This is a genomic window from Gibbsiella dentisursi, assembly GCF_039539505.1.
Lineage (GTDB): Bacteria > Pseudomonadota > Gammaproteobacteria > Enterobacterales > Enterobacteriaceae > Gibbsiella > Gibbsiella quercinecans.
Genome location: NZ_BAABDG010000007.1, coordinates 566958 through 591168, shown reverse-complemented (window position 1 = coordinate 591168; position 24211 = coordinate 566958). Strand labels below are relative to the sequence as shown.

At 57.5% G+C, this 24211-nt stretch carries 22 protein-coding genes and 1 riboswitch; of the genes, 2 read left to right on the top strand and 20 right to left on the bottom strand.

The annotated features are described in order from the left end of the window. The first annotated feature begins 88 nt into the window (after nucleotides 1-88). Nucleotides 89-191: riboswitch (TPP riboswitch) on the top strand. Between the two features lie 36 nt (nucleotides 192-227). Next, nucleotides 228-1022, top strand: coding sequence for a hydroxyethylthiazole kinase (gene thiM, locus ABFX35_RS16890; RefSeq protein ID WP_346082247.1), 795 nt, complete (start codon nucleotides 228-230; stop codon nucleotides 1020-1022). Continuing rightward, nucleotides 1019-1819, top strand: coding sequence for a bifunctional hydroxymethylpyrimidine kinase/phosphomethylpyrimidine kinase (thiD, locus tag ABFX35_RS16885; protein ID WP_346082246.1), 801 nt, complete (start codon nucleotides 1019-1021; stop codon nucleotides 1817-1819). The genes thiM and thiD overlap by 4 nt, the downstream gene beginning before the upstream one ends. Before the next feature lie 228 nt (nucleotides 1820-2047). Here thiD and gutQ read toward each other — a convergent pair whose 3' ends face one another. The 20 genes from gutQ to mdtD form a co-directional block, all read right to left on the bottom strand. Further along, nucleotides 2048-3019, bottom strand: coding sequence for an arabinose-5-phosphate isomerase GutQ (gutQ, locus tag ABFX35_RS16880; RefSeq protein ID WP_346082245.1), 972 nt, complete (start codon nucleotides 3017-3019; stop codon nucleotides 2048-2050). Further along, the gene (gene srlR / locus ABFX35_RS16875) at nucleotides 3012-3785 is read right to left on the bottom strand and encodes a glucitol operon DNA-binding transcriptional repressor SrlR (protein WP_346082244.1); all 774 of its coding nucleotides are present in this window, start codon (nucleotides 3783-3785) and stop codon (nucleotides 3012-3014) included. Before srlR ends, gutQ begins: the two co-directional genes overlap by 8 nt. 82 nt (nucleotides 3786-3867) lie before the next feature. Continuing rightward, the gene (gene gutM / locus ABFX35_RS16870) at nucleotides 3868-4224 is read right to left on the bottom strand and encodes a transcriptional regulator GutM (RefSeq protein WP_346082243.1); all 357 of its coding nucleotides are present in this window, start codon (nucleotides 4222-4224) and stop codon (nucleotides 3868-3870) included. A 49-nt stretch (nucleotides 4225-4273) separates the two neighbouring features. After that, a complete protein-coding gene (gene srlD, locus ABFX35_RS16865) occupies nucleotides 4274-5053 on the bottom strand; it encodes a sorbitol-6-phosphate dehydrogenase (RefSeq protein WP_279025861.1) in 780 nt (259 codons plus the stop codon). A 10-nt stretch (nucleotides 5054-5063) separates the two neighbouring features. Next, a complete protein-coding gene (gene srlB / locus ABFX35_RS16860) occupies nucleotides 5064-5426 on the bottom strand; it encodes a PTS glucitol/sorbitol transporter subunit IIA (protein ID WP_095847725.1) in 363 nt (120 codons plus the stop codon). Nucleotides 5427-5450: 24 nt separating this feature from the next. Next, on the bottom strand, nucleotides 5451-6440 hold the full coding sequence (gene srlE, locus ABFX35_RS16855) for a PTS glucitol/sorbitol transporter subunit IIB (protein ID WP_346082242.1): 990 nt from the start codon (nucleotides 6438-6440) through the stop codon (nucleotides 5451-5453). Between the two features lie 15 nt (nucleotides 6441-6455). Next, nucleotides 6456-7004 carry a PTS glucitol/sorbitol transporter subunit IIC gene (gene srlA / locus ABFX35_RS16850; RefSeq protein ID WP_095847727.1) on the bottom strand — a complete coding sequence of 183 codons (549 nt, stop codon included), beginning with the start codon at nucleotides 7002-7004 and terminating at the stop codon, nucleotides 6456-6458. A 368-nt stretch (nucleotides 7005-7372) separates the two neighbouring features. Next, complete coding sequence (gene fbaB, locus ABFX35_RS16845) at nucleotides 7373-8422, bottom strand: class I fructose-bisphosphate aldolase (RefSeq protein ID WP_095847728.1); 1050 nt, start codon at nucleotides 8420-8422, stop codon at nucleotides 7373-7375. Nucleotides 8423-8727: 305 nt separating this feature from the next. Beyond that, a complete protein-coding gene (locus tag ABFX35_RS16840; RefSeq protein ID WP_346082388.1) occupies nucleotides 8728-9414 on the bottom strand; it encodes a GntR family transcriptional regulator in 687 nt (228 codons plus the stop codon). A 101-nt stretch (nucleotides 9415-9515) separates the two neighbouring features. Beyond that, complete coding sequence (locus ABFX35_RS16835; protein WP_346082241.1) at nucleotides 9516-10856, bottom strand: MFS transporter; 1341 nt, start codon at nucleotides 10854-10856, stop codon at nucleotides 9516-9518. A 65-nt stretch (nucleotides 10857-10921) separates the two neighbouring features. After that, nucleotides 10922-12385 carry a mannitol dehydrogenase family protein gene (locus ABFX35_RS16830; RefSeq protein ID WP_346082240.1) on the bottom strand — a complete coding sequence of 488 codons (1464 nt, stop codon included), beginning with the start codon at nucleotides 12383-12385 and terminating at the stop codon, nucleotides 10922-10924. Between the two features lie 112 nt (nucleotides 12386-12497). Then, the gene (locus ABFX35_RS16825; RefSeq protein ID WP_346082239.1) at nucleotides 12498-13901 is read right to left on the bottom strand and encodes an MFS transporter; all 1404 of its coding nucleotides are present in this window, start codon (nucleotides 13899-13901) and stop codon (nucleotides 12498-12500) included. A gap of 60 nt (nucleotides 13902-13961) precedes the next feature. After that, nucleotides 13962-14975, bottom strand: coding sequence for a Zn-dependent oxidoreductase (locus ABFX35_RS16820; protein WP_346082387.1), 1014 nt, complete (start codon nucleotides 14973-14975; stop codon nucleotides 13962-13964). A gap of 14 nt (nucleotides 14976-14989) precedes the next feature. Then, nucleotides 14990-16204: a starvation-sensing protein RspA gene (rspA, locus tag ABFX35_RS16815; RefSeq protein WP_346082238.1), complete on the bottom strand. Its 1215-nt coding sequence runs from the start codon at nucleotides 16202-16204 to the stop codon at nucleotides 14990-14992. Nucleotides 16205-16438: 234 nt separating this feature from the next. Then, entirely contained in the window at nucleotides 16439-17338 is a 900-nt protein-coding gene (gene yegS / locus ABFX35_RS16810; RefSeq protein WP_346082237.1) for a lipid kinase YegS, read from the bottom strand. A 469-nt stretch (nucleotides 17339-17807) separates the two neighbouring features. Further along, nucleotides 17808-19160 (bottom strand): prephenate-dependent tRNA uridine(34) hydroxylase TrhP, encoded by a 1353-nt coding sequence (trhP, locus tag ABFX35_RS16805; RefSeq protein WP_346082236.1) that lies wholly within the window; start codon nucleotides 19158-19160, stop codon nucleotides 17808-17810. A gap of 170 nt (nucleotides 19161-19330) precedes the next feature. After that, the gene (locus ABFX35_RS16800; protein ID WP_095847735.1) at nucleotides 19331-19669 is read right to left on the bottom strand and encodes a YegP family protein; all 339 of its coding nucleotides are present in this window, start codon (nucleotides 19667-19669) and stop codon (nucleotides 19331-19333) included. Nucleotides 19670-20683: 1014 nt separating this feature from the next. Continuing rightward, nucleotides 20684-21397, bottom strand: coding sequence for an envelope stress response regulator BaeR (gene baeR / locus ABFX35_RS16795; protein WP_279025850.1), 714 nt, complete (start codon nucleotides 21395-21397; stop codon nucleotides 20684-20686). Next, nucleotides 21397-22779: an envelope stress sensor histidine kinase BaeS gene (baeS, locus tag ABFX35_RS16790; RefSeq protein WP_346082235.1), complete on the bottom strand. Its 1383-nt coding sequence runs from the start codon at nucleotides 22777-22779 to the stop codon at nucleotides 21397-21399. Before baeS ends, baeR begins: the two co-directional genes overlap by 1 nt. A gap of 8 nt (nucleotides 22780-22787) precedes the next feature. After that, nucleotides 22788-24200: a multidrug transporter subunit MdtD gene (gene mdtD, locus ABFX35_RS16785; protein WP_346082234.1), complete on the bottom strand. Its 1413-nt coding sequence runs from the start codon at nucleotides 24198-24200 to the stop codon at nucleotides 22788-22790. Between the last annotated feature and the right edge of the window lie 11 nt (nucleotides 24201-24211).

Here is a 24211-nt window from a genome sequence, read left to right as displayed (position 1 = left end):
CCATACGCCACCAATGATTTACAACCCTTGCCGCTGGCAGTATCCTGTTTAGAACTTAATAAAGTTTTAAGTGAAAATTTACAGATTTATCAAAGACTCGGGGTGCCTTTGTGCAATGCGCATTGGCTGAGATTTTACCCGTATTACCTGAACTGGATAATGCCAGCGTAGGGAAGTCTCGGTGCCCCAACCGGTGCCCGCCTTCTTGAACGCCGGTTGGGAGGATTATGAACGCTCGACCAGATACCTTACCCGGCGCACGCGCCGCGGCCTGTTTCCACCAATTCAAACAACATCCACCGCTGGTGCATTGCCTGACCAATGATGTCGTGCAGTCGTTAACGGCCAATGTACTGTTGGCGTTAGGCGCTTCGCCAGCGATGGTGGTAGAGCCCAGCGAAGCGGCGGAGTTCAGCGGCATTGCCAGCGCGCTACTGGTGAATATTGGCACGTTAACCGAAGCCAGTGCAGCAGCTATGCTGGCCGCCATTAAGGCGGCGAACCAGGCGGGTACCCCCTGGGCGCTGGATCCGGTGGCGGTGGGCGGGTTGCGCTATCGCACCGAGTTTGCCCGGCAATTATTAACGCTAAAGCCGGCGGCAATTCGCGGTAACGCATCGGAAATTATGGCGCTGAGCGGCCAGCGGGGCGGTGGGCGCGGGGTAGACAGCACCGACGATTCACTGGCAGCACTGCCCGCTGCGCAGGCGCTGGCGAGTACCAGCGGCGCCGTGGTGGCGGTAACCGGCGAAATTGATTATGTCACGGATGGCGTGCGCAGTTGGGCAGTAACCGGCGGCGATGCGCTGATGACACGGGTCGTGGGTACCGGCTGTTCACTGTCTGCGGTGGCGGCGGCGTTTTGTAGCCTGCCGGGGGCGCGCCTTGATAACGTCGCGACGGCCTGCCGAGTGATGGCGTTATGCGGTCAGCGGGCCTGCGCGATAGCGGCGGGGCCAGGCAGCTTTACGCCGGCCTTCCTTGATGCGTTGTACCAACTGTGCGCGGAGGATCTGCAATGAAACGGATTAATGCGTTGACGATTGCAGGCACCGATCCCAGCGGTGGCGCCGGTATTCAGGCAGATTTGAAAACCTTCTCGGCGCTTGGCGCATACGGCACCAGCGTGATTACCGCGCTGGTGGCGCAGAATACGCGTGGCGTGCAGTCGGTGTATAACATCGCGCCGGAATTTGTTGCGGCGCAGATGGATTCCGTGCTGAGCGATGTGCGTATCGACAGCGCCAAAATAGGCATGTTGGCCAATGCCGAGATCGTGCAGGCAGTGGCGGAACGTTTGCGCCACTATCAGCCGCCTTTTGTCGTGCTGGATACGGTGATGCTGGCTAAAAGCGGCGATCCCTTATTGGCACCGGAGGCAGTGGCGGCCATCCGCCAGCTTCTTTTGCCGCAGGTGGCGATAATTACCCCGAACTTGCCGGAGGCCGCCGCTTTGCTAGGCTGCGCCCCGGCGGAAAACGAACGGCAAATGCGCGAGCAGGGCAGAGCGCTTTTGGCCCTAGGGTGCAAAGCGGTGTTGATCAAGGGCGGGCATTTGAGCGAGCAGGAAAGCCCGGATTGGTTGTTTAGCACCGAAGGGGAGCGGCGTTTCACTGCGCCGCGCGTTGCCACGCGCCACACTCATGGCACGGGCTGCACGCTCTCTGCGGCGCTGGCGGCGTTGCGGCCACGCCATGCTAACTGGGCGGAGGCGGTGGCGGCAGCCAAGGGGTATCTGCAAAAGGCATTGGAACAGGCGGATACGCTGGAGGTCGGGCACGGCATTGGCCCGGTGCATCATTTCCATGCCTGGTGGTGATTGCGGTTTCCATTCTGGTTTCCGCCAGTGGAAGGGGGTAGGGGGTTTTCCCCTCACCCCGGCCCTCTCCCAAGGGAGAGGGGGCAGAGTTGGCCTGGGGCTTTTTTCCCCCTCACCCCGGCCCTCTCCCAAGGGAGAGGGGGTAGAGTTGGCCTGGGGCGTTTTTTCCCTCACCCCGGCTTTCTCCCAAAGGGAGAGGGAGTATTTTCGGCGTTGGGCAGAGGGCGGTTAGCCAATTCCGGCCTGATGCAGATCGTGCAGGTTGATGGCGCCAACCAGCACGCCATCCAGATCAACCACCGGTGCGGCGCTGATATGTTGCTGATGCAGCGCTTCCAGCGCCTCGCCCGCACGCCACTGTTCCGGCAGGCGGTAGCCGGGGCTGGTGATCGCCGGGGCCAGGCTGTCGTTAAGCGAGTTGCCTTTGACCAGCCAGCGGCGCAGGTCGCCGTCGGTAAACACCCCCACGACTTTTTGCTGTGCGTCGCATACCGCCACCAGCCCAAGCCCGGTGCGGCTTAGCTCCAGCATGGCAGTCATCACGTCGGCATCTTCACTGACTTTGGGCAGGCGATCGCCGGTGCGCATCAGGTGGTGCACGCGGTTAAGCAGGCGGGCGCCCAGGCTGCCGCCGGGATGTGAACGGGCGAAATCCTCGGCGTTGAAACCACGCTGGCGCATCAGCGCCATGGCTAACGCGTCGCCGATCATCAGCGTGTTGACGGCGCTAGATGTGGGGGCCAGGCCCATCGGGCAGGCTTCGCGCTCCACGCTGATATCCAGCAGGCAGGCGGCAGCCTGCGCCAGCGGCGATTCTTTACCGCCGGTAATGGCGATCACCGGGATCTGGCTTTCCGCCAGCAGCGGCAGGATCAAATCCAGTTCTTTGGCGCGCCCGGAATAAGAGATAAAAATCACCACGTCTTGTTTGCCGATCATGCCCAGATCGCCGTGCAGCGCTTCTGCTGGGTGGACGAAAAAGGCCGGCGTGCCGGTGCTGGCGAGTGAAGCGGCGATTTTCTTGCCGATATGGCCAGACTTACCAATGCCGGAAATCACCGCTTTGCCGCGGCAGTGCAGCAGCAGCTCACAGGCACGCACAAAGTTGCCGTCCAGCCGGGCCAACAGGCGCTGCGCTTCGGCCAGTTCGATCTCCAGGGTTTCGCGGGCAAAATTAAGTAGCGCATCGGCTTTACGCATTGCGGCCTCCAACCAGAATGGTCTTGATCCCTCTTTCCTGCAGGGCGGTGAGGTAATCCGGGGGAATGTCATTATCGGTGATTAAGGTATCAACCATGCCCAATTCGCATACCACGTTTGGGCTTTTGCGGCCGAATTTGGAGGAATCCACCAGCAGGATGATGCGGCCGGCGGCTTCGCACATGGCCTTGCTGACGTTGTGTACTTCGTTGAAGGTGGTCACGCCGGCGTTAAGGTCGACCCCGTCGGCACCGATGAACAGCTTATCAAAACTGAACTGATGAAAGGCGGATTCCGCCAGGCTGCCGTGGAACGATGCCGATTTTTTGCGGTAGGTGCCGCCTGGCATCAGGATGGTTTGATCGTTATCCAGTTCCACCAGCGCGTTAACGATGTGCAGGCTGTTGGTCATTACCGTGATATTGTTGAATTGCGCCAGGTGCGGCACCATTTGCAGCACCGTGCTGCCGGCGTCGAAAATCAGCGAATCGCCGTCGTTGATCAGTTTGGCGGCGGCATGGGCAATCTGGCGTTTTTTTTCGGTATTGATGTGGGTTTTGCGATCGATGGGCTGATCGCCGTCATCGCGGCTGAGCACTACGCCGCCGTAGGTACGGATAACCGCGCCTTCCTCCTCCAGCAGGGTGAGATCCTTACGGATAGTGGTGCCGGTGGTGGAGAAATGTTCGGCTAAAACGTCTACCGCCGTTTTGCCATGCCGCTGTAGATACTCGAGGATGGCGGCCTGCCGCTGCTTTGGTTTCATAGCGATTCCTGTTCACAAGAGTTAAACATTCCCTCCAGCGAAGTATTCACTATGAAAGGTAATGTCTTTTAATGTGAAAATATCATGTTTTCGGTGCGATCGCTAACGTTAGTGCTATTTGGCATTGTCGATCCTTAGGGAAGATCACATCCGGGCGTAAATCCCGTTGATGTAAACCATGCAGGCGGGGAAGGGGTTTGGGGCGGGCGAAGATGGTCAGGCCGCGCATAATCATGCTGCCGCACACCCGCTGTTGGGCGTCAAACGCCAGCGCCAGCACCACGCGTGGGCGCATCCGGCCGCCGGTGCGCCCAATGCCGACGGCACCAAGCCGGCAAAGCCGTTCGAATGCACGGTTGAAACGTTGCAACTGCCACCAGCCGAGGGCGATTTGCATCAGCCAGGCGATAATAGCGAAGGTAATCAAGGCGCTGCTCATGGTTGCTCCTGAATGTGTGCCCCGGCCAATCGCGGCCGGGGCGTTAGGGTTAAAACATCACCTGGCCGCCGGTGATGTTGATTGACTGGCCGGTGCAGTACGCGGCTTTATCGCTGGCGTAGAACAGCAATGTGTTCAACACGTCCTGGTAATCACAACCGCGTTTCAACGGCACCTTATCGATATAGTACTGTTCAACCTCTTCCGGTTTGATGCCGAGCTTTTGCGCATACTGCGGCAGCAATGACTGGAACATCGGCGATTTCAGCAGGTTGCCCAGCATCAGTGAATGAACGGTAATGCCGTATTCCGCCAGATCGAGCGCCAGCGACTGGGTCAACCCCACGCCGCCGAACTTGGCGGCGCTGTAGCCGGAGTTGTGCTTGCTGCCGACCTTGCCGGATTTTGAATTGATCTGAATAATGCGGCCTGCCACGCCGTCGCGGATCATCAGGCGTGAGAACTCGCGGGCGCAGAGGAAATACCCCACCAGGTTAACCTGCAGCGAGCGATCGAAATCCCCCAGCAGGAAATCGGTGATCGGCGCCGCCTTGGCGAGACCGGCGCTGTACACCAATAGATTCGCCCCGCCGAAGGCGTTATCCACCGCTTGGGCCAGCGCGATGACGCTGGCTTCGTCGGTGGCGTCGGCCTGGAACGCCACGGCGCTGCCTGCGCCATACTCTTCATTGATTTGCTGTGCCACCTGATGGGCGTTGTCGGCATTCAGATCGGCCACCGCCACGCGATAACCGGCCTGTGCCAGGCCTTGGCAAAGGAACGCGCCTAACGTTTGGCCACCGCCAATCACTACAGCTACTTCAGACATGGTCTACTCCTTATGCGATAAATTTCAGCGTACTGCCTAACGGTATATCTGCCGGCGTGGGGCCGGATACGTGGATTGAGCCGGGGAATTCCGCTAACGCTTCACCGTCGAAACGCACCGTAACGTGGCCCAGTTCGCGCAGGTTCTGGGTGGCGACGCTACCGACCGCAGTGATCGGGTAGCGCCGCTCGGCCAGCTCCATCACGCCGCCCACCTGCAGTTCGCCGGTGGTGTTGCCGTGCTGATGGATAAAGCAAAATGCTTCGATATCGGCGGGGGCGCCTTCCCGGAAAGTGATCAACATATCGTCCTGCAGTGCGTCACGTGCGCAGCCGCCGATGTGTGTGATAGTGGTTTGGAAAATAGTGTTCATAGCACGTTCTCTGCAGAGTGAAAGTTACTGATAAATAAAGGCCGAAGCCGCCCAGGCAATCAGCACGGTAGGGGCGCCGGTCAGGAAACGGCCCACCAGCACGGAAGGCACCCCAACGCGCACCGTGTCTTGCTTGGCTTCCGCCAGCGACAGCCCCACCGGGATGAAATCGCACGAGGCCTGGGCGTTAATGGCAAACAACGCCGGCAACGCCAGCTGCGGCGGGATATGGCCAAGGCCGATCTGCACGCCGACCAGCACGCCAATCACCTGAGCGATCACGGCGCCTGGGCCAAGGAACGGAGAAAGCAGCGGGAAGGAGCAGATCAGCGCCAGCGTCACCAGCCCGATGGGGCTGTTGGCCAGCGGCGTCAGGCCGTGCGCGATGAAATCGCCCAGGCCAGAGGCCATGATGATGCCGATCAGCGCAGAGACGAACGCCATAAACGGCAGTATGGTTTTCAATACGGTGTCGATGGTGTCGCGCCCGGCCTGAAAGAACACCGCCACCACCGAGCCCATCCCCATCCCCACTTTGGCCAGCAGGCCGTCGCTCTGTTCGGTGATTTTCTTGCTGGTATCGTAATCGCGGGCCTTGGGGGCGTCTGCTACCGGCGCCGCAACGGCCGCCGCTTCGCCTTCCTGGCGTTCGATACGGCGGATGTTGTTTTCGCGCACCCCGGAAACGTAGATATCTTCAAGAATATACTGCGCCAGCGGGCCGGATTGGCCGGTCGCGTGGATATTGATCGTTGGGATACGGCGCTTTGGGTACAGGCCGCAGCGCAGGGTGCCGCCGCAGTCGATGACGGCCAGGGCGATTTCTTCCGCCGGCGGTTCACCTTCTTTGAAGCCGTCTACCGCCGGCCAACCGGTGAGATCGCTTAACAGATCGATGATCGCAGGGCGGGTACCGGCGGTGATATAGACGATTTTCTTGCCCGGCACTATCGGCAGCTCCAGTGGGCCGCCCCAGCCGCTTTCACCTTTCTCGATACGGATATAAGCACTCATGATGCACTCCACGGATTAAAGTTGAACCTGGCGATCCAGGCGGATGCCCATCTTGCGTTCGAACAGGCTGGTGGTGAGATCGGTGATCCAGCCGCGGAAGAAGTTGGTGAACAGGCCGACCAGGAAGTAGCTCACCGCCAGCGGGCCAAGCGGCAGCCCCAGGGTGGTCAGGCCGCTGGCGATGCCGAGGTAAACGAACAGTTCGCCGGGGTTGATGTGTGGGAACAAGCCGTTCATTGAGTGGCAGTTGTAGGAAGCTGCGGCGTAGTAGCTGGGTTTGTATTTTTCCGGCATGAAGCGGCCAAGGCTTAGGGTCATTGGGTTGCAGAAAACGAAGGTACCGATCAGCGGCAGCAGCAGATAGCGCGAGAATGGGTTACCCGCGCAGCGCTGCGCCAAGCGTTCGATACGATCCTGGCCGACAAATTTGATCAGGGCATTCATGATGACCAGCAGGCTGATCAACAGAGGTAGGATGCCGGTCACCATGCCGACAAACACTTCACCGCCTTTCTGAAACAGGCCGATAAACCATTCGGCGCCGTGGGTTATTAGCTCAATCATTTTTTTCTCCTGTAATGGACGGTATGGCCCGGAGCGGACAGCGGCTCTGTCGCCATGGCCCTTACAGTAATCATTTTGCTTATCCATTTATTTTAAATAGATCACAACATGAAAGATAAATATTTTATTTTGAAAGTTTATAGTGAAAGAAAAATAAGGTTAAGAATGGGATGTTAAGCGGTTGGTGGCATTGGTAACAAAAGGGGGCTGGCTTGAGCGTGGCGGCGGGGGTAGGAACAGGGGAAACGGCAGGCTGGCCGTGCTTTCTCATCCCCTGGAAACAACAAGGCCCAGCAATGCTGCTGGGCCAAATGTAGCCGACAAATTGCGGTTATACCCCAAATGATTCGAGTTGCATGAAGGGTATATCAGGCGATGGTAACGCTTTGATCCAGGTAAGTATCCTGCACCGCATTAATCAACGCCACGCCGTCTTTCATGGATTTTTTGAACGCCTTGCGCCCCAGGATCAAGCCCATGCCGCCGGCACGTTTGTTAATCACAGCGGTGCGTACGGATTCATGCAGATCGTTATCCCCGGCAGCGCCGCCGGAGTTGATCAGCCCGGCACGGCCCATATAGCAGTTTGCCAGTTGGTAACGCACCAGATCGATAGGGTGATCGGTGGTGAGTTTGTCGTAGACGCGATCGTCGGTATAACCGAATTTAATGGCGCGATAGCCGCCGTTGTTTTCCGCCATTTTCTGCTTAACGATATCGGCGCCGATGGTGGCGGCTAGGTGGTTGGCCTGGCCGGTCAGATCGGCGCTGGAGTGGTAATCCACCCCGTCTTTTTTGAACGCCGGGTTGCGCAGATAGGCCCACAGCACGGTGACCATGCCCAGCTCATGCGCGCGTTCAAACGCCGCGGAAATTTCTTCGATCTGGCGGCGCGACTGCTCGGAACCAAAATAGATGGTGGCGCCGACGGCGACAGCACCCAGGTTGAACGCCTGCTCAACGCTGGCGTACAGCGTTTGATCGTATTGGGTTGGGTAGCTTAGGGTTTCGTTGTGGTTCAGTTTGACCAGGAACGGAATTTTGTGCGCATAACGGCGCGAGACGGCCGCCAGCACCCCGTAAGTAGAGGCAACGCAGTTACAGCCCGCTTCAATCGCCAGTTCAACGATATTTTTGGGATCAAAATACAGCGGGTTGGCGGCAAAGGACGCCCCGGCGGAGTGTTCCACGCCCTGATCGACCGGCAGGATGGAAAGATAACCGGTGCCGGCCAGGCGGCCGTGGTTGTAGAGGGTTTGCATCGAGCGCAGCACGCTGTTCGGGCGGTTGTTATCGATCATTACCCGGTCAACGAAGTCGGCGCCAGGCAGGTAGAGATTTTCTGCAGGGATGGTGGTACAGCGGTGTTGTAACAGGTCTTCCGCTTCCTTACCTAATAACTGTGCAATATCAGTCATGATTAACTCCCGATTTGGCTTTTTCCTTACCGCCGCCACAGGTCATTGCGCTTGTCGTCTTGGGCCGGGTGGCCATCATATATGCTGTATATCCACCCCAAGAGGACAGGTGTAAAGGTTACGGCGTTATGAAAAAGCAGTGGTTGAAGCCGCTAAAACAAGATTAATGAAATCCCGATAACCAGGAGAAACAATAGATGCGATCGTCGGGAAATGCCATTTTGCAAAGCGAAATTATCATGACGAGTGTCCAGTTATTTGGACATGGGTGACCAGACCGCCCTAAAAGGGAAGGGCGGCGGTGGTTATTCGCTTTCAAACCACGTGTTGTTTTGTTGGCTGATCGGTGTGATGGAGTAGATCATCTCTTGCAGATGGGCATGGATGGCGCGTTCGGCGTTGTCAGGATCGTGGGCTTTCAGCGCGTCGAAAATTCGGTGGTGCTGCAGGATCAGGCTTTCCGGTGGCGAGACTTCGCTCAGGCTAAGAAAACGCACCCGATCCATGGTTGCCTTGATGGTTTCGATGGTTTCCCATGCTAACGGGCAATTGGCGATCTGCGTCAGCGACTGGTGAAATGCGTCATCCAGCGCCAGGAATTCGCGGATCTGGTGATTCTGCGCCGCCAGCGTCTGGCGATGTAAGTTATGCTCCAACTGCATTAATTGCTGTGGCGTAATGCTGGTGGCGGCCCGGCGCACGATGGCGCACTCCACCGCCTGGCGGATAAAACGCCCGTCGGCCACGCGTTTGGCCGATATCTTCATCACAAAGGTGCCGCGCTGCGGCAAAATCTGCACCAGCCCGGCCTCTGCCAGTTTGATGAAGGCTTCTCGTACCGGTTGGCGTGAAACGTTAAAGCGCGTGGAAATTTCTTTTTCGGAAAGCAGTGTCCCAGGAGGGATGGTGCACTCGACGATATCCTTGCGCAAAAACTGGTAGATCTGCTGGTTGACCGGCACATTATTGGTCAGGTTATAAGATTCAGGCATGGTAACGCGTAATGTCCAGAGCTCTTTGAATGCAACCATACTAGCAGATTCTCTTTGCCGTGCGGGCGGTTTCATGCGCCTGCGGGTTAGATAGTGCACGGTTAATAGTGCCAATCCTGGTATTCCTGGCCCCGCCGCAGCGGCGCCGTTTCCGGCATCCGGCTCAGCCCAATCGCGGATACCACGCCTAGCACTATCATATAGCCTGCCAGGCCGTAATAATGGCCGCCGGTCATCTGCAGGATTTTCACCGCAATCAGGCCGAGCACCCCGCTGCCAATCAGCGAGCCAATTTGCCAGATGAGCGCGATGCCGCTGCAGCGGATGCGTGTTGGAAAGAGCTCAGGAAAATAGGAAGCCTGTGGGGCATAGCACAAGCTATGGCCCAGCGTCAGCACCACGATCATCGCGATCTGGGTGATGAAATAGTTGTCCAGGTTGATGGCCATAAAAAATGGCACAATGCAGACCACTTGCAATAGAGCACCGGCGATATAGATTGGCCTGCGCCCCAGTTTGTCGGAAAGATGCCCCATCAGTGGAATAGCGAAAATCTCCAGCACCACGGCGACGATCATCGCCTCCAGCAGGATGCTTTCACTGAGATTGTTGGCCTTGCCATAGGCCAGGACGATCACGGTGAACATGGCGAAGGCGCAGGCTTCAATCAGTTTGGCGCAAACGCCTTTGGCAATCAGGCCGGGGAAGTTGCGGATCACTTCTACCACGGGGCGTGTTTCCACCGCTTTGGTGGCGCGGATTTGGGCAAACACCGGTGATTCATCAATCCGCAGGCGAATAAATAGCCCGACGATCACCAGCAGCAGGCTGAGCAGGAAGGGGATACGCCAACCCCAGTCCAGCATTTCTTCCCGCGATAATAAAGTGGTCAGTAGGGCAAACAGGCCGGAAGGCAACAGGAAGCCGGCGGGCGCGCCGATTTGCACCCAACTGGAGAAAAAGCCGCGCCGCGCAGGGGGCGAGTATTCGGCGGTCATCAGGACGGCGCCGGCCTGCTCGCCGCCCACGCCAAACCCTTGCAAGATACGGATAAAAATCAGCGCAATCGGTGCCAGGATGCCGATTTTTTCATAGGTTGGCAGCAGCCCGATACAAAATGTGCCCAGGCCGACGATCAGGATGGTAATGACTAATGCTTTTTTGCGCCCAACCTTGTCGCCAATATGGCCAAAGACAATCCCGCCTAACGGGCGGGCCAGGAAACCGACCGCGTAGGTGGCAAAGGCGGCCAGGGTACTGATTAAGGGATCGGCATTAGGGAAAAACAACTGCCCAAAAAACAATACGGCAGCGGTGCCGTAGGCAAAAAAATCATAATATTCAGCCGCCGTGCCGATAGCGGAAGCGCCTGCAACGCGCCGTAGTAGTGCCGTATCTCCTTTAGCTGCAAACGCTGCCGAGTGTGTCGTGATCTGAGGCATAATATTTCTCCCGTATTTCGCTTGCCCGCCGTATTTACGGCGGGCGCAGGGCTGCTTGGCGAAGGTTATTGCGCCGCCAGTCTGGCGACCGCGCTTTTGGCGTCAAGCGCCAGCAACTGCTGATAAGCCGCCGTTACGTTGTTAACAAAGGTGGGGTTTTCCGGCAGATCGCGGCCGAATACGCTTTCCATCTGCAACAGCGCCTGCACGCGTGCCGGCCCGTCCTCGCTGCCCGCCACCCGGCTGGCCATCTCATCACGCAGCGGATCGCTGATTTCAATCGGCTGCCCTTGCTCGTCTTTGCCGCTGGCATAGCGCATCCAGCCGGCCACGCCCAATGCCAGGCAGTCAAAGCGGCTGCCGTTGGCCAAGTGCCAGCGAATGGAATCCAGCATGCGCTGCGGCAGTTTTTGCGTGCCGTCCATGGCGATTTGCCAGGTGCGGTGTTTGAGCGCCGTGTTGCGGTAGCGCGCTAATAATGAATCGGCATAGCGCGCCAGATCCACCCCCTCGGTGCGTAGGGTCGGGGCCTGTTCCTCCAGCATCAGCCGGCGGGCGGCAGCGGCAAAGTTATCGTCCTGCATACAGTCATTGATGTGCGGGTAACCGGCCAGATAGCCCAGATAGGCCAGGAAGGAGTGGCTGCCGTTGAGCATCCGCAACTTCATTTCTTCATACGGCAGCACATCGGGCACCAGTTCCGCGCCCACTTTCTCCCATGCCGGGCGGCCCTGGGGGAAATTATCTTCAATGACCCACTGGCGGAACGGTTCGCAGGCCACGCCGGCCGGATCGGCCACGCCGCCCAACAGGGTTTCCAGGTGCTGCAGGGTTTCCGGCGTAACGGCCGGGACGATGCGATCGACCATGGTTGAAGGGAAACTGACGTTTTCCCGCACCCAATCGGCCAGTTCGCTATCCTGATGCTGCGCCAACTGGGTGATAACGTTGCGGGTAACGTGGCCGTTTTCCGGCATGTTGTCGCAGGACATCACGGTAAACGCCGGCAGGCCACGGCTGCGGCGCAGGCGCAACGCGGCTAAAATCAGGCCCGGTGCCGTCTGTGGCTGGTTAGGATTGGCGATATCATGTTGGATCGCCGGGTGATCGGCGATGAGCTGCCCGGTTGCTGGCCGGTAGCAGTAGCCTTTTTCGGTAATGGTCAGCGAGACGATGGCGACTTCTGGCTGCGCCATGGCGGCCAGTACCGCCTCCAGGCCGTCCACGTTAAGGTGCAGCGCCTGCCTGACCACACCGACGACGCGGGCGCGCCAGCCATCGCTGTCCATTTCCGCCACCGAATACAGCAGATCCTGTTGCTTGATATCGATAATCTGTTGCTCACCGCCGATCAGGTTAACTTCGCAATATCCCCAGTCGCTGCCATGATCGCTGGCCAGCAGATCGGCATATACCCCTTGGTGGGCGCGGTGGAAGGCGCCAAAGCCGAGGTGAACAATCCGCGGCTTTAATTGGTTGCGATCGTAATGTGGAACAATGGCGTTTGCTGATAACAGGTTATTTTTCATTTTTTCACACTCGTTTTACTGGCCGTGCTGCCGCAGAAATCAGTCTGCGGCAGCACGTGGTTTGATGATGACATTCATGAATTGCTGGGGTGAGGTCATGGCGCAGCACGTATTAGTAGCTTTTTTGTACCCCGTGTTTCACGGCCGCTTCGGGTTTGATCTCCGCGGCGTCTTCGAGGATGCTCAAATCACGATCCCGAACCTCCGGCATCAATAGCGCAGACACCAGGCCAATCACCGAGTAGCCGATGACCATGGCCATGATTGGCCACCACGAATCGGTTAGCGTGCAGAAAATGCTGGCCAGCACCGGGCCGAAGCCGACGGCGATTAATCCGCCCGCCTCTTTGGAAATGGCCATGCGGGTAAAGCGGTTACGCGAGCCGAAGATCTCCGCCATGGTGATGTTTTCCAACGCGAACAGCCCCAGCACGGCGACGTTATGGATAATGATGATGGAAGCCATGATCACGTTCACGCTGTTGCTCTTATCCACAATCATCGACAGCATCGGGTAGGCCAAAAGAATGGCGGAGATATTGACGATGATGTAAGGCACGCGGCGGCCGATTTTATCGGATATCCAACCCAGCAGCGGGATAGTGATAAAACCAATGGCAGAGCTGATCATCAGCGCATCGGTGGGGATTGCTTTTTCAAACAGCAGGGTTTGCACCAAATAGCCGGCCAGGAAGGTTTGGATCAGCCCCGAGTTCCCCGCCTGGCCAAAACGCAGCCCGGTTGCCAGCCAGAATGATTTGCTGCTGAACATAGCGGCAAGCGAGTGGGTTTTATCGGCAATGGCCTGGGTGGCGATGCTGTCTGCCGTATCTTCTTTAACCTTTTCAAACACCGGGCTTTCTTTCAGGTTCATTCGCAGCCAGATGGCGAAGATCATCACCACCACGCTGGCCAGGAACGGCACGCGCCAGCCCCAGGCCAACAGCTCTTCTTTGCTGAGGAAGACGAACATGATGGCCCAAATTGCCGTGGCCGACAGGGTGCCGCAGTTAGTGCCCATGGCCACCAGTGAAGAAATAATCCCGCGTTTGCCCTTCGGCGCATATTCGGCCAGCATGGTACCGGCGCCGGAAATTTCCGCGCCGGCCCCCAGCCCCTGGATAATACGCAGCAAGACCAGCAGCAGCGGGGCGAAAATACCAATCTGTGCATAGGTGGGCAGCACGCCGATTAGCGTTGTGCAGATCCCCATCATGGTGATGGTAATAAACAAGACTTTTTTGCGGCCGATCGTATCCCCCATCCGGCCAAAGAAGAAGGCGCCGACGATACGGGCAATATAGCCCGCGCCGTAAGTCCCCATCGCCAGAATTAATGCCATGGCGGCGGATTGTTCTGGGAAAAATATCTCATGAAAAACTAATGCTGCCCCGAGTGAATAGAGCTGGAAATCCATAAACTCCAGCGCTGTGCCCAGCCAGCCTGAAACGGCCGCCTTAACCAAATCCTTGGTGCTTCTTTCTGGCTGAGCATGATTTTTTGTATTGGTATTCATATTTCTGTTCTCTGCAATTTATAGTTGTAGATACAGCAAATGAGGTACAGCGTGCGGTGGCTAGAATTCCAATAAAACCTTACAGCATTGCCGTTGGTCTTTTTCGAAAATCTCCATCGCTTCAAGTACCTGCGTATAATTAAACTGATGAGTAATCAGTTTTTCAGGATGGATCTTGTGCTCCGTCATCCAACTGATAACCTGCGGAAAACGGTTGCTGTTTAAACGCGAGCTGTGGATCGCGATTTCCTTGCTGGTGATTGCCTGTTGGCTCAACACGCAAGGATCGGAAGAGAAGCCCATGATGCCGATGCGCGCCGCCGGTGAAGCCAAGGCAATGGCTTCCGGCAAGATGGCCGGGTGGCAGGCGGCGTCGACGATCAGCGTAGGGTGGAGCCCCTGGTTGTGCAGCTCTGTGGCCAGATCGAGATGGGTATTGTTGAACACCCGATCGGCGCCGTTTTCCTGCGCCATCGCCAGGCGTTCCGGGATACGATCGACCACGATCACCTGTTTGACGCCGTAAACCCCTTTCAGCGCTTGCACCACCGTCAAGCCCATCGGGCCTGCGCCGTAGATCAGTGCGATGTCCTGCGCTGTGGGCTGCAAATGCGCGGTGATATTGGCCGCAATGGTAAACGGCTCGACCATCGCGGCGTGGCGATCGCTGATGCTGTCCGGGATGTGGTGGGCGTTGCGCGCCGGGGCGCAGGCGTAATGGCTGAACCCGCCGTCGCGGTGCACGCCGATCACCTGCAGTTGGGTGCAGACGTTGGGGCGGCCAACGGAGCAAGGGTAGCAGTGGCCGCAGTTAACCACGGGATCGACCGATACGCGCTCGCCGATGCGTTTGGGATCGACATCGCTGCCCACCGCATCAATCACGCCGAAGAATTCGTGGCCAATCACCCGCGGGTATTTAGCGAACGGGTTGTGGCCGTGGTAGATGTGCACATCCGAACCGCAGATGCCGGCGAATTTTATCTTCACCCGCACTTCGTTGGCGGTGGGCTGCGGCAGCGGGCGCTGTTGTATCGTCAGCAGGCCCGGTTGTTCGATAACGACGCTTTGCATGTTGGTGTCTCCCATTACCAGTTCCATAAGGTGCCGTCTTCCAGGCGAGCGACGGGCAGGTAAGCCGGCTCGTACGGATATTTCGCCGCCAGCTTCTCGTCAAACTCGATGCCCAGGCCCGGTTTGTCGCCGGGGTGCATATAGCCGTCATCAAAGGTCCAGTTGTGCGGGAACACTTCCAGCATCTGTTCGGAGTAGCCCATGTATTCCTGCACGCCAAAGTTCGGCACCCACAAATCGAAGTGCAGGGCGGCGGCCATACAGACCGGCGACAGATCCGACGGGCCGTGCGAACCGGTGCGCACCTGATACAGCGAGGCAAAGTCGGCGATGCGGCGCATGCCGGTAATACCGCCTGCGTGGGTGATGGTGGTGCGGATGTAATCAATCAGTTGTTCTTCAATCAGCTGTTTGCAGTCCCAGATGCTGTTGAAGACTTCGCCGACGGCGATCGGGGTGACGGTGTGCTGGCGGATCAGGCGGAAACAGGCCTGGTTTTCCGCCGGTGTTGGATCTTCCATCCAGAACAGGCGGTATTGCTCAATGCTCTTGCCGAAACGCGCCGCTTCAATCGGGGTCAGGCGGTGGTGCATGTCGTGCAGCAGGTGTTCGTTAAAGCCAAATTTTTCCCGCACGGCGTCAAACAGTTTAGGGGTGAAATCCAGGTATTTTTCCGTTGACCACAGCTGTTCTTCCGGCCAGTTGCCCTTGGTGGCCGGCTCATAGGCCAGGCCTTTACCTTTGGCCATTCCGTAGGTGGTTTTCATTCCGGGCACGCCGCACTGCACGCGGATCGCCTTAAAGCCGATTTCCTGATGGCGCGCATAATCTTCCAGCACTTCGCTAATGGAATGGCCGGTGGTGTGGCAGTACACCATAACGCCGGTGCGCGAAGCGCCACCCAATAGTTGATACAGCGGCATGTTGGCCGCCTTGGCTTTGATATCCCACAGCGCCATATCGATGGCGGAAATGGCGGACATGGTCACCGGCCCACGGCGCCAGTAGGCCCCTTTGTAGAAGAATTGCCAGATATCTTCGATCTGATGTGCATCGCGGCCGATGAGCTGCGGGCAAAGGTGATCTTTCAGGTAAGAAGCCACCGGCAGTTCGCGGCCATTGAGCGTGGCATCGCCCAGGCCGGTAATACCGCTATCGGTGGTGATTTTCAGCGTGACGAAGTTTCTTCCTGGGCAGGTAACAAACACTTCGGCCTTAACAATTTTCATAGCATCTACATCCTGACTGACTGATAAGAAGTTGATGGCTAAAAAATACGCCCTGAATTAACTACCATACAAGTATGAGTTGAAGGTTTTGCGGGAGTGGATCACAGAAAATCGGCCGCATTTGCAGCCCGGTCTTAATGGCGATGTGGATGTAACTGTAGCGGCGGCCGGTCGGCCGCCGTGAAAGAACAGGGTTTGCGGCAACAGGCCACCGATCAGTGACCTATCGCTTGCTTAGCCCAGCAGTTGACAGTTTGGCGGCAACCGGCATTCAATCACGCCGGGCAGCACTTCAATGCGGAAATGGGTGCCTTTTAGCGGCTCGCCGTCGAGGTTGAACGTCATCTCATGCGGGGCGTCGATTTCCACCCAGGGCAGGGCGGCGCTGACCACATTCTTGTTCTCTTCGCCGTTGAACAGGCTGGCGATCAGCGCCGGCAGCAGCTCGTCGGCAATCAGCAGGCGCAGTTGCAGCAGGCCATCGTTGATCAGGGCATCCGGGCACAGCTGCTGGCCACCGCCGGCCTGTTTGCCGTTGCCGATGCCGATCACTAACGCATCGCCAGCCCAGCGGAAATCCGGGCCGCGGATTTCGCAGTTGTCGGCCTTGAGCGTATCCATCCGCAGCAGCCCATGAATAAAGTAGGAAACGCCGCCCAGCGCGGCCTTGAGTTTTTCCGGGGTTTCCGTGGTGATGCGGGTGCCGAAGCCGCCGGTCGCCATATTGATGAAATAACGCTGGTCGTTCACTTTGGCCAGATCGATAGGCACGGCACGGCCCTTGATCGCCAGGCTTAGCGCCTGTTCGGCAACCAGCGGGATATTGCAAGCCATGGCAAAATCGTTGGCGGTGCCTAGCGGCAGAATGCCCAGCACCGGGCGGTTTTTTGCCGGCAGCTGTGCCAGGGCGGCGGCCACTTCGTTAATCGTGCCGTCGCCGCCGCCGGCGATAACCGTGCCGGCCTGCATTGCGCTGGCTTCATTCACGTAGCGCGTGGCATCGCCGTACTCCCAGGTTACGCGAACGTGCAGGATCTCGCCTTCATTGCGCAGCTTCTTCACAGCGGCACGCACCAAGTCATCGCCGGCACCTTTACCGTTAATGATAAGCAGCGTTGGTGTGTGTTGCTCCATGTGTCTTCTCCTGACTGATAGAGTTTCAATAACGATAAACTACAAGCTGGTTATAAACCATAGGAATATTCAGTGAGTATCCATACGGTCGCGTGACAGACGGATTATTTCTTATGGCTAACGCTAACCTAAACATATTAGAACTGGTAATTAATTTGTCTGCGGCGGTATCACTATCCATAAAATAACTGCCGGTTTTGTTGCTCAAATTATTTTAGGTATGAACATAGAGTATAAATAAAATTAATACATAAACATGGATTATATATTGGGGAGTGAAAACGGCAGGGAAAAAAGAAAAGCCAACCCAAGGGAGATTGGGTTGGCCAAGGAGGTGGTTCCTAGTATTGCTATGCAAATATTTTCGTTCTTGGTTTTCGCGAAGAGATATTAACCAAGCCGATGAGCAATAGATGTGATCTAATCCTAATATTTGCTAAAAGCCCCCTCATTAAGTGAGTTTTTGCCGTTATGCCGCGCTATTTTTGCTGTCGGACAAATTACGAATCAACAAGGCATAATTTAGATCAATATCTTGAGGCAGTGGCAAATAAACAATGTGCCCATTGCCCGGCGCCACATCAATTTGCTCGCCTTTTTTATTCTGCATACTTTCCAGCGTAAACACCACGTTGCCGCCCGGCGACATCAGCTCCACGCTGTCACCCACGGAAAATTTGTTTTTCACGTCCACCTCGGCCAGGCCATCACGGCGCACGCCGGTAAATTCACCGACGAACTGCTGGCGCTCGGAGATTGACGAGCCGTATTCATAGTTCTGGTGCGATTCGTGGGTGTGGCGGCGCAAAAAGCCTTCGGTATAGCCACGGTGCGCCAGGCCTTCCAGCGTGGTCAGCAGGCTGGGATCAAAGGGTTTGCCGGCGGCAGCATCGTCAATGGCGCGGCGATAAACCTGGGCGGTACGGGCGCAGTAGTAGAAAGACTTGGTGCGGCCTTCAATTTTCAGCGAGTGGACGCCAAGCTGGGTCAGGCGTTCCACGTGCTGAATGGCGCGCAGGTCTTTGGAGTTCATGATGTAGGTGCCATGCTCATCTTCAAAGGCGCTCATGTATTCACCCGGTTTCTGCACTTCAGAGAGCATAAACACTTTGTCGGTCGGCGCGCCGATGCCCAGCGTTGGTTCAACGCTCTGCACCGGGATCGGTTCATGCAGGTGCACGATGTTGCCCACGTCGTCTTCTTTGCCTTCTTCGGTCTTGTATTGCCAGCGGCAGGCGTTGGTGCAGGTGCCCTGGTTGGGATCGCGTTTGTTGATGTAGCCGGAAAGCAGGCAGCGGCCGGAATAGGCCATGCACAAGGCGCCGTGCACAAAGATTTCCAGCTCCATTTCCGGCACCTGGCTACGGATTTCCGCAATTTCTTCCAGCGACAGCTCGCGCGACAGGATCACGCGCGTCAGGCCCATCTGCTGCCAAAATTTGACCGTCGCCCAGTTGACCGCGTTGGCCTGCACCGACAGATGAACCGCCATTTGCGGGAAGGCTTCGCGCACCATCATGATCAGCCCCGGATCGGACATGATCAGCGCATCCGGGCCCATATCGATCACCGGTTTCAGATCGCGCAGGAAGGTTTTCAACTTGGCATTGTGCGGGGCGATGTTTACCACCACGTAGAATTTTTTACCCAGCGCGTGCGCTTCGTTGATGCCCTGTGCCAGGTTCTCGTGGTTGAATTCGTTGTTGCGCACCCGCAGGCTATAGCGCGGTTGGCCGGCGTATACCGCATCGGCGCCGTAGGCGAAGGCGTAACGCATATTTTTCAGCGTGCCGGCCGGGGAAAGAAGTTCTGGTGTAAACATGGTGATTCTCGGTCTGATTTCAGGTCAGTGCCGCGCCAACTAATGGCGCAACGAAAGCGGGGAATTGTAACGGTAGCGCGGCAAGAAATCAGCCAGTAACCGGAATTATTTCGTGGGAATCTTTTTTTTGCCGTGGGAAACGCGCGATGCAAGCACCGCGCGGGCAGCCGTTATGCGCTTAAGTCGCGCACATCGCTCGTTGGGCCGTTTTTGATGACGGACTGGATGCCATTTTTCGCCGCAGTTTGCGAACTGTATAGCTCGCTGGTGCCAATCACCTGGTGGTTTTTGGCTTTCAGCACGAAGTACGGTTTGCCGCTGGTGCTGGTTTTCAGCTCATACAGTTCTTCAAACGGAGCATTGTTTTGCACGGATGAAATGCCGTTTTCCGCCGAAGCCTTGCTGGCGTACATTTCGCTGGCAAGAATAATCTCGCCGTTGCTGGCTTTCAGTCTGAAATGAAATTGCCCGTTCGCTGATTTTTTCAACTCATAGTGGCCGTTTGCCATAATCCCTCTCCTTTTATGGGTTGTTGTTGATGATTTAAGTGTAGCCAAAGCGCGATCGGGCAATAAGATACTGGCGTGAGTTGTGTGTTCCAGCGCAAAAAATGCGTGTTTTTTATACATGCTCGGTGAAGAAATTGCGTTTAGGTCTGGGGGGATTTCAGGTTCGGGAATGCGGTGGCTATCATTGGTGTGGGGGGGGGGTTAATGCCGCAATTCTCTATCAGCTAGAGCACCCGTTATCTGTAATCATCGTTGTAATGGGAATTGCCTTGCCCGGCAGGCCAAGATGCGGGCTAAACGTCAACACCCCAATCTATCGCCACCGGGCAACCTAACCCCTGGTTTTGACACAATCAAAGACAACGCATTAGGTGAGTGGAGCACGGGTGTTGAAGCCATTGAAGGCGCCGAACGGCGGAACGTAGCATAGGCGAAACCGCCAGGACGGCGGTTTCAGGCGAGACAGGCAGGGACGCCTGTCGTAGCCGGCCGTTAATGCGAAGTGACACAGTGAGGGTAGCCGCGTAGCGGCCGCCTGATATGGCGCAGGCGTGGGTCGTTAGGGGCCGCGCCTTCGGCCCCTAACTCGGGCGTGGGCTATGGTGCCGCAGAAAACAGCGGTGTTGTGGCGACCGAAACCCTCCCCGAACCTAACAAAGAACGTTGCCGAAACAGTACTCTGCCGCCATCAGCGTAAAGGGAATTCCCTTAATCAATCCGAGTTTCTTTGCGGCAATAGTGGCAGGCAATTGTCAGGGCTGAAGGCCCGGCCCCGACACCCCGGCCTGCGCTTAACATGGCCTGCCCGCTGCGCGGGTCCCCTCGCGGCGGGCCCGTCGCCGGACGGGTCGGCAGCCCAAGATGCGCGCGGAAGGTCAAAACACAAATCTATCGCCACCGGGCAACCTAACCTTCGGCTTTGACATAAGTTAATCCCAAAGACAACGCATTTGGTGAGTGGAGCACCGGTGTTGAAGCCATTGAAGGAGCCTACCAGCAAAAATGTAACGAACGCTAGGCTCCGTTGAGCAACCGGCAGGCTTCTGCTTCCCAGCGGTAGCCCACGCCATAAACGGAACGAATAAAGGCTTTCTCGCCGTCGATCAGTTCCAGCTTGCGGCGCAGGTTTTTGATATGGCTGTCGATCGTGCGGTCGGTCACCACGCGGTAATCGTCATACAGGTTATTGAGCAACTGCTCGCGTGAGAACACGTTGCCGGGCTGGCTGGCCAGCGTTTTCAGCAGGCGGAATTCCGCCGGGGTTAAATCCAACTGGTGCCCCTGATAACTGGCCTGAAAGCGCGGTTCGTCAATATAGAGTTGGGCGGTGTCATGCACATCCACCGGGCGTTGGCAGCGGCGCAGGATGGTTTTTACCCGTGCCACCACTTCCCGCGGGCTGTAGGGTTTGCAAATATAATCGTCCGCGCCAATCTCCAGCCCCAGCAGGCGATCGATCTCTTCAATCTTTGCCGTGACCATGATGATCGGCACATCGCTAAAGCGGCGCAGCTCGCGGCAAATGCTCAGGCCGTCGGTGCCGGGCAACATCAGATCCAGCAGGATCAACGACGGCTGCTGGCGTTGCACGGCAGGCACCACCTCGCTGCCGTTGGTCAGCCACTGGGTGGCGTAGTTCGCCGCTTGCAGGTAATCCACCAGCAACTGGCCCAGTTTGGGCTCATCTTCCACGATCATGATCTGTAACGGCTGAATTTGGTTTTCCATTATGCTGCCTTGTTGTTCATGCCCGAAGGGAACTCTACCGTAATGCGTACGCCGCCCAAAGGCGAGTGCTGCGCATGGATTCTACCACCGTGCGCTTCAACAATGTTCTGGCAAATGGCCAGCCCCAGGCCAGAGCCGCCGCTGGCGCGGTTGCGTGAGCCTTCGGCACGGTAAAAACGCTCGAAAATACGTACCAGCAGTTCATCGCTGATGCCCGGCGCGCTGTCCTGCAGATAAATCACCATCTGCCCCGGCGTTTGCTCCAGACCAATCTCCAGGTTACCGCCGGCATCGGTATAGCGCAGGCTGTTCTCCAGCAGGTTATTAAACAGCTGGTTAAGGCGGTCCGGATCGCCGAACAGCGGCGCCTGTTCCGGCAGGCGGGTGGTGATGCTCAGCCCTTTGGCGTGGAAACGTTCGCGGAAGGCCGCGACGGCCACCTGCAGCAAGTGCACGCAATCGACCTGTGATTTGCGATAGGCCAGGGCGCCGACGTCGGACAGCGACAACTGGTGCAAATCGTCGACCAGCTTGGTCAGGGTGGAAACCTCCGCCTGTAGCGAGGCGAGCGAGGCCGGCGTGGCCTGGCGCACACCGTCCTGCAATGCTTCCAGCTCACCGCGCAGCACTGCCAGCGGGGTGCGCAGCTCATGGGAAACATCGGCCATAAAGGCTCGCCGCATCTGCTCGTTTTTTTCCAGCGAAGTGGCCAACTGGTTAAAATCCTGCGCCAGCCGCCCCAGCTCATCCTGGCTGCTGACCGCCACGCGGGTGGAAAAATTCCCGGCGGCTAACTGATGTGTGCCGGCCACCAGGCGCTTGACCGGGGCCAGCAGGCCACGTGACATCAGCCAGGTGACGGCGGCGGCCAGCAGGGTGGACAGCGCGACGATCAGCCAACTGGTGGTGCGTTGCTGACGATCGAAATTGATGTCGGCATTGCGCGTCAGGCGTTCCGGCGGCGTAGCGATCACCCAACCGACGACCGCCCCCTGGTAGTGGATCGGGTAGCGGTTGCCTTCTGGCGAAACCGGGCCGGCATGGCCGACCAGCCGTTTGAAGTTGCTGTCGACAACCCAGAACTGGGAGCGCCAGCCTTTGGGCGGCATGTTATGGCGGTTGTCACCGTTTTGATCAAATGAACGCATGATCTGGAAAACCGCCTGATCGTTATTGCGCAGGAAGGTCCAGTTGCCGTGTTGGTTGTATTGATCTTCCAGCGCATCGCTCAGCATCTGGATGCGTTGTTCGTTGGTGTGTTTGATATAGTCGATAAAGCCACGTTCGAAGCTGATGCGCACGCCCCAGTGCATGGTGATCAATACCAGCATGCAGGTGGCGAAGATCGCCATAAACAGTTTCCCGGTAATGCCTATTCTCATTGCAGCCTCTATGAACCTTTACGGGTCTTGGTCAGTAAACGGTTTGGCGCGCTGTCGGCCGGCACGTGCAACAGGGCCAGCACCGGCAGTGCGATGATCAGCGCCATGCAGCCGTAGGTATAGATAAAGGTGGTGTGCAGGGCGGAACCATCAGTTGCCAGCGAGTGTTGGGCAAAGCTGCCGATCAGAATACCGGCGGTACTGACGCCCAGGCTCATCGACAGTTGCATTACCATCGACAGCAGGCTGTTGCCGCTGCTGGCCAAGCGGTCGGGCAGATCTTTCAGCGTTAGCGTATTCAGTGCCGAGAAGCGCAAGGCATTGACCATGCCCTGGAAAAACAGCACCAGCGGCAGCAGATACAGCCAGCCGAGCAGCGCCACCAGCGGCAGGCTCAGGCTGATCAGCGCCAGTAGCAGCGTGGTCGCCACCAGTACATGGCGATAGCCAAAACGGTTGACCACCCGCACCACAATGCGTTTCATGCCCATATTGCCAAGAATCATCGGGATCATCATCAACCCGGCGTGAAACGGCGAAAACCCCACGCCCACCTGCAGGAACAACGGGGTCATAAACGGCAGCATGCCGCTGCCGATGCGCGTCAGCAGGCTGCAGATCAGGCCGACGCGGTAGCTGTCGGTGCGGAACAGCCGCAGGGAAAACAATGCCCGGCTGTTGCCATGCGCATGCCACCAGTAGCCGGCCAGCGCGCAGCAGCCCAGCACCAACAGCGCGGCGATGGCCGACGGGGATAGCCCCATGCCTTTGTGGCCGTCGAGCGCCAGCGTCATCGCTGCCATACCGGTCGCCAGCATCAGGAAGCCTGCGATATCGAAGCGCCGCGCCTGCATGGTGTAGTTCGGCATCAGCAATAGGGTGGCGAGCGCACCGGCGATGCCCACAGGGATATTGATCAGGAAGATCCAGTGCCAACTGGCGTATTGCACCAGAAAACCGCCGAGCGCCGGGCCGACCAACGGGCCGATCTGCCCCGGCAGGGTGACGAAGGTCATGGCCGCCATATATTCACTGCGCGGCACGATTTTCATCACTGTCAGCCTGCCGACCGGCACCATCATCGCGCCGCCTACCCCTTGAACGATGCGCGAAGCCACCAGTTCGCTCAGCGTGAGCGAGCGGGCGCACAGAATCGAACCCAGCGTGAACAGTACAATGGCGCTGAAAAACACCTTTTTCACGCCGACACGGTCGGCCAGCCAACCGCTGGCGGGCAGCATCACGGCTACTGTCAACACGTAGGAAACGATCACCGACTGCATATGCAGCGGGCTTTCCCCCAGGCTGGCGGCCATGGACGGCAGGGCAGTATTGACAATAGTGGTATCCAGCGTTTGCATAAAGAAGCCAAAAGCCACGATCCAAAGTTGCCACTGCACTGATAGGGGGTGTTGATTCACATTCAGCCTAT